The 6,338-nt window shown below is 51.5% G+C and carries 5 protein-coding genes; all 5 read right to left on the bottom strand.

Annotation, left to right across the window (positions count from 1 at the left end; all coding sequences use genetic code 11):
* Positions 1-105: 105 nt before the first annotated feature.
* The 5 genes from ACTHO6_RS05215 to ACTHO6_RS05195 all read right to left on the bottom strand — a co-directional run bounded on the left by ACTHO6_RS05215 (position 106) and on the right by ACTHO6_RS05195 (position 6,291).
* Positions 106-1,218 (bottom strand): GerAB/ArcD/ProY family transporter, encoded by a 1,113-nt coding sequence (locus tag ACTHO6_RS05215; RefSeq protein ID WP_440240071.1) that lies wholly within the window; start codon positions 1,216-1,218, stop codon positions 106-108.
* A gap of 168 nt (positions 1,219-1,386) precedes the next feature.
* A complete protein-coding gene (argH, locus tag ACTHO6_RS05210) occupies positions 1,387-2,832 on the bottom strand; it encodes an argininosuccinate lyase (protein ID WP_440240069.1) in 1,446 nt (481 codons plus the stop codon).
* Positions 2,829-4,088: an argininosuccinate synthase gene (locus tag ACTHO6_RS05205; protein ID WP_440240067.1), complete on the bottom strand. Its 1,260-nt coding sequence runs from the start codon at positions 4,086-4,088 to the stop codon at positions 2,829-2,831. Before ACTHO6_RS05205 ends, argH begins: the two co-directional genes overlap by 4 nt.
* A gap of 333 nt (positions 4,089-4,421) precedes the next feature.
* Positions 4,422-5,756, bottom strand: coding sequence for an HD-GYP domain-containing protein (locus ACTHO6_RS05200; RefSeq protein WP_440240065.1), 1,335 nt, complete (start codon positions 5,754-5,756; stop codon positions 4,422-4,424).
* Positions 5,740-6,291 carry a DUF5317 domain-containing protein gene (locus tag ACTHO6_RS05195; protein ID WP_440240063.1) on the bottom strand — a complete coding sequence of 184 codons (552 nt, stop codon included), beginning with the start codon at positions 6,289-6,291 and terminating at the stop codon, positions 5,740-5,742. The genes ACTHO6_RS05200 and ACTHO6_RS05195 overlap by 17 nt, the downstream gene beginning before the upstream one ends.
* Between the last annotated feature and the right edge of the window lie 47 nt (positions 6,292-6,338).

Raw genomic sequence — 6,338 nt, 5'->3', positions numbered from 1 at the left:
GAAGACACCAACCTAGGTTCAGATTGGTGTCTAAGCTTTTTGTTTTTTTCACTGTCTACTTGACAGGGGGCACTTCATCACCCGAGAGTCGCGGCGTTTTTGATGTTAAGACGCGTTTCTTTTCGCAGCTGCCCATCTGCTTCTCAGCTTGTGAACCGCCAAGAGCAGGAGCAGAAGACCGATGGAGTACGTAAAGTCGTAGAACGGCCAGTGCTGCGAGATGATTTGGCCGTATACCACCATGTTGGGCGTAAAAATATTCGCCATCACCAGCAGCATGACCATGTACGGGAGGGTCAGCACCGACATATCCCGAATCCGAAACACATGCCGCAGCCCCAGCTGAAAAAACACACTGTAGATCATGATTTTGACGTTTACGGCGATGAACCAGACTACAGCCAATACAACTTCCAGACGCTGGATGAACAGCCCGACCTTCATTTGCTTGGCGAGTACATACGAGGGGTACACGTGTCTGGCGGTCATGTCCGCTCCCAAGACGAGAATGCACATCAACATGACGAGGACAAGCACAAGCCCGCCCAGGAACGCCCCTTTCCAAAAATGCCTCATCCGTTTCTGAATCGGGGATACGTACGGCAGGATCGCCAAAAAAATAACCAGTTCGGAAAACGGAAAAGCAATGGAAGGAATCGCTCCGGCCATCACCGGCTTCCAGCCATTTTCCAGCACAGGCTGGAGCCTGGATACGTCTGCCTGGGGAATCAGGCACAGCATCAGCAGCACGAACAGGCCAAAGAATCCGTAAAAATACAGCTGCGCCGAATAGGCGACGGTTTGCAGCCCCAGACGCACGCCGAACATGATGAGACTGACGAGCAGCAGTTGAATGGCGATGCTCGGCGTATGATTCAACAAGTACGTCCCGACAAAGTCTCCCGTCTCCAGAACGTGTGCCGAAGCCGAAAAAAACGTATACCAAACAAAGGAGAGTGTAATGATCGTGCCCAACACTCGCCCGAACGTGTTATCCAGGAAAGAAAAGAAGCTTTCATTCGGATACCGCTTGCCTACTGCGATCATCAAGAGAACATTGCCCATTCCGATCAGCAGCCCGATCGTCACGGAAATCCAGGCGTCCTGTTTCGCAAGCTCTGCTGCAATCGCCGGAAGGACCAGGACAGAATCTCCGATTGTGACAAGGGTAACCAACATCATAAATTGTCGGGGACTGATTTTGTAATTCTCTAGCATGGTGATTTTTGCCCGCTTTCGACCCTATGACCTTTTCACAATTATTGCCCCAGACACCCCGTACTAAACGCCAAGCGCACGCCTCGTTTTCTCCCCCCATCGTTTTCCCATGCAAAAACGGACAGGCTGGCGTGCCTATCCGTTCTCGCGTTTCTGCCGTTTCTCACGTTACGCTGGCGATCCTACGTCGATCAGCGACTCAATCATCACTTTTTGGCTGTTTCTGTCTACCCAGACCTGCGTCTCTTTCCCTTTCTCACGATACCAGGCAATCTGCGCTTCCACCTGATTGCGCGCGGTTCCTCCCAGCACATTGCGAGCGTTCACGACGGTTTCAACCGCCAGCGCGTCGTACACATCTGCCCCGATGACTCCAGAAAAGCTTTGGAATTCCTCCAGCGTCAAATCCAGCAAGAACTTTTGCTGCTCAATGCAGTACAGCACAGCTCTGCCTACGACCTCGTGAGCCTGGCGGAACGGCATGTTTTTGCGCACCAGGTAGTCGGCCAAGTCCGTAGCGTTGGAGAAATCGTTGGTAACAGCCTGGCGCATGCGCTCTGTCCGCACCTGCATCGTCTTTATCATCGGCGTCAGCAATGCGAGCGCCCCGTGAATCGTCGCCACCGTATCGAACATGCCTTCCTTGTCTTCCTGCATGTCCTTGTTGTAGGCGAGCGGCAAGCCTTTAAGCACTGTCAACAGACCGAACAGGTTGCCGTAGACCCGGCCCGTTTTTCCCCGCACCAGCTCGGCAACGTCCGGATTTTTCTTTTGCGGCATGATGCTGGAGCCTGTGCAGAAGGCGTCGTCCAGCTCCACAAAGGAAAACTCCTGGCTGCTCCAGATGACCAGCTCCTCGCACAGACGGGACAGATGGGTCATCAGCAAGGACGCATCGGCCAAAAACTCCACGATGAAATCGCGGTCGCTCACCGCGTCCATGCTGTTTTGATAGATGCCATCGAATTGCAGCATCTCTGCGACAAACGTCCGGTCAATCGGGAAGGTCGTGCCTGCTAGCGCACCAGCGCCAAGCGGCAGCACATTTACCCGTTTCCACGTCTCGGTCATCCGCTCGATATCGCGCTGCAGCATGGAAACATACGCCATCAGGTGGTAGCCGAACAACACCGGCTGCGCACGCTGCAGATGCGTGTAGCCTGGCATGACCGTATCGAGATGCTGACTGGCTTGCTCAAGCAGCGCTTCCTGCAAATACATGGCCAACTGGATAATTTCCATCAGCTTTTCTCGCAGGTACAAGTGCATATCGAGTGCGACCTGGTCGTTGCGGCTCCGCCCGGTGTGAAGCTTGCCCCCCACCGGACCGATCTCCTCGATCAGCATTTTCTCGATATTCATATGGACATCTTCGTGCGCCACCAAAAATTCCGCCTGCCCACGCTCGATTTTGTCTTTCACTTTTTTCAAGCCTGCGATGATTTGGCGTACTTCCTCCATCGGCAGGATGCCGCACTTGCCCAGCATCGCAACATGTGCCAGGCTGCCGACGATGTCCTGACGCCACATCTTCTGGTCAAACGAGATCGAAGCTGTATACTCTTCTACGAGCTGATTCGTCGGCTTCGTGAAGCGTCCTCCCCATAGTTTCATTGCGTGATCGCATCCTTTTCATCCAAAATCTTGATCGCGGTATTTTGGTTCTCATGCAGTACGCCCTCGTTCACCTGCGCGTACACCTTGGTCGGCAGGCCCCACAGCTTGATGAAGCCAAGCGCCGCTTTATGGTCGAATTGGTCGCCGGCGTTGTACGTCGCCAGTTCGTGGCTGTAGAGCGAAGAGGCGGATTTGCGGCCTACTACGATCGCATGGCCTTTGTGCAGCTTCACGCGCACGACGCCAGTCACATGCTTTTGCGTTTCTTCGATGAACGCCTGAATCGCGTTGCGAATCGGCGAATACCACAGACCCTCGTAGATTACCTGCGCCATTTTTTGCTCGATGATCGGCTTGAACTGCGCTACCTCACGAGGCTGCGTCAAAAATTCCAGCTCGCGGTGCGCCAGAATCAGGGTAGTGGCAGCAGGTGTCTCGTACACCTCGCGGGATTTGATCCCCACCAGACGGTTTTCCACGTGGTCGATGCGGCCTACGCCGTGATTGCCAGCGATTTTGTTCAGCTTCAAAATCAGCTCGGACAAAGGCAGCTCTTCGCCGTTCAGAGCAGTCGGCTTGCCTTGGACGAATGTAATTTCGATCTCTTCCGCTTCCTCGGGAGCGTCTGCAATCGACTTCGTCAGATCGTAAGCGCCTTCTGGTGGCGCTGCCCACGGATCTTCCAGAATGCCGCACTCGCAGCTTCTGCCCCACAGGTTTTGGTCAATGCTGTACGGATTGTCCAGATCAATCGGAATCGGGATGTTGTTCTTTTTCGCGTATTCAATCTCTTCGTCACGCGTCCAACCCCATTCGCGAACAGGCGCCACGATTTTCAGGTCCGGATTGAGCGCGGTGAAGGATACGTCGAAGCGCACCTGGTCGTTTCCTTTGCCTGTGCAGCCGTGCGCTACCGCTACCGCGCCTTCTTTTTCCGCGATTTCAACCAGCACACGGGAAATCAGGTAACGCGACAAAGCGGATACGAGCGGGTATTTGCCCTCGTACATCGCGTTTGCTTTCAGCGCCGGCAGAACGAATTCTTCTGCAAAAGCTTCCTTCGCATCGACGACGATCGATTTGATCGCTCCTACCTGCAACGCTTTTTTCTGGACGAAATCCAGGTCCTTCCCTTCGCCGACATCCAGCGCAACCGCGATGACGTCGAAATTGTACGTGTCTTGCAACCATTTAATCGCTACCGATGTATCTAAACCGCCAGAATAGGCCAAAACAATTTTATCTTTTGCCATCATTCTCTCTCCCCGTTTCGAAGTTTTTCTCATGTGAGTAATTATACAAACGGATTAATAAAAATACAACCTCTTTTCTTGTTTCTTCGTGATATTTTCACAGACAAAATCCGGAAGCCTTTTTCGCCTGAGAGAACCGCGATCCGACAAGACTGCCGTTTCGTTGGGAGGCGAGCAGCTTCCCGAAGCGGTTTGGAACGGGCAATCCAGCATCTCGTCCCGTGCATAAAATTGTTTTTATGCAAAGAAAGTGATATTCATGCATCTGAATCTGATCGGCGTCGCCTGGCCGTTTGCCGCCGGAAAAAACAAAAACAGTGACAAGAGGCGTGTTTACGTTTGTGCCTCCTGCAACTGTTTTTGGGGATGGGCGTCCAGCCCGATCATTCTTTGCAATTCATCTGGCGGCAGCCGCTGGATAATCATAATGAAGAGTTCCGCCAGCTTGGGATCAAACTGCGTTCCCGCTCCACGCCGAATCTCTTGCAGCGCTTCCTCTACCGGAAGACCTTTTCGGTAGGGCCTGTCTCCAACCATCGCATCAAACGAGTCCGAGACGGCCAATATTTTCGCCATCAACGGAATTTCGTCGCCCTTCAAGCCGTCCGGATAGCCTTTGCCATCCATTCTTTCATGATGGGAACGAATGGCCGGAAGCAGCTCGCTAAACATGCCCGCCTGCAAAATAATCTCGTATCCAATGACCGTATGCTGCTTGATTTGATCGTATTCTTCCGCGGTTAACTTGCCCTTCTTGTTTAGAATCTCATCGGGAATGCCAATTTTTCCGATATCATGCAAAATCCCGCCAAAGTACACCTCTTCTACTTTATCCTCCGGCAATCCGATTTCTTTCGCAAGTTCCTTCCCCCAGTACGCCACGCGCTGCGAATGTCCGCTCGTGTAGTGATCTCTTGCGTCAATCGATGCCGCCATCGTCGTCAGGAAATTGTGGTTAAAGGCTTGGATTTCCTCCACTTTTTGCTGTAGTTTGTTCAGACTGTCGTAGTATTGACGAAAGACGACGCTTAAAACAAAGACCGTTGCGACAATGGGCAGAAGCGCAAGAAATCCGTACGCTTCAACAAGCCGGGCTCCCATGCTTCCCATCAACATCAAAACCAGATAAGAACCTGTTCCGGCCTGAATCATTCGCTTCAAGGTGACGTGCCATTTCACGGAAAAAAAGTGGGAAATCCCGATGGCCACCAAGGAAGTATTGAGGAACCAATACACCAGGATCAGCAAAATATCGGTAAGCATCCAAGGAAGGGAATAATCACCGGCAAGTATATGTAATCTACCAACAACCCAGAGAGTGAGTAGGATCTGTCCGCTGTTATACAGAAGCTTGGGGAAAGAATGGCGAAACAAAAAAACCATGATTAATTGCTCCACGATGGCTGCCCAAACCGCAACCCATACCCCGTACAGGAGTATCCCTGCAAAAATAACCGCATTGTTGATCGTCAAACGTGCATTTAAGGTACTCACTGGAGCGAAAGTACCAAAAATCGTCAATGCCGTGAAGATGACCAAAACGCTCCAGTGATGACGAGGTTCCCAATCTGGTATGGTGCTAATGAAAATGCAAAGCGCTGCTACAGGTAAAACGTATTGGACAAACACAGTGGTTGGGAGGGTGGAGGCTCTACTGTTTCCGAACATAGTTTTTACCTTCTCGCAGTTTGATTAAGGAGATCGGCTTGTCTGTGATTCGTTGAACAAGCAAGAAAGCCCCTAGCATGATAAACAAGTCTCCGATGCTGATTACCCGAGGGATGATAAACGGCATGTGGATGATATCCGCCAAAAACGGAAACAGAGTCTCATCCGTCAAGACACTGTGCTTGAAGTTCGTTCCATTGACGAGCGGCTCAATGGAGTACGGAAGCTTTTTGGCTTGCTCCAGGTCGATAGGCATTTTCCCGCCATTGCACCAGATGACAATCGCATTTAAAAACCAGCCAATCATAAAAATCCGGATATCTTCGTACTCTCTGTTCGAAAAGAAAAAGCAAAGCATCGCCAAATAGGCAATCGACACCAAGAGGCCCGCTATCCCATGAAAAAAGACAGCCGCTGCTTGAAGGAGGATACTGATGACCAAAAAATAGAGCCGGTTAAATGCAGGAATCGTTCGTAGTCGCCCGCCTCGGATGAGCGCAATCACGAACGAAATCACTATAACGTCGAGTAACAAGGTGTATAACCTCCACAAATTAGCGAAAAACACCACTTACAAACGAA

Source organism: Brevibacillus sp. SAFN-007a (assembly GCF_051967035.1).
GTDB lineage: Bacteria > Bacillota > Bacilli > Brevibacillales > Brevibacillaceae > Brevibacillus.
This window is presented reverse-complemented; position numbering and strand designations above follow the sequence as displayed.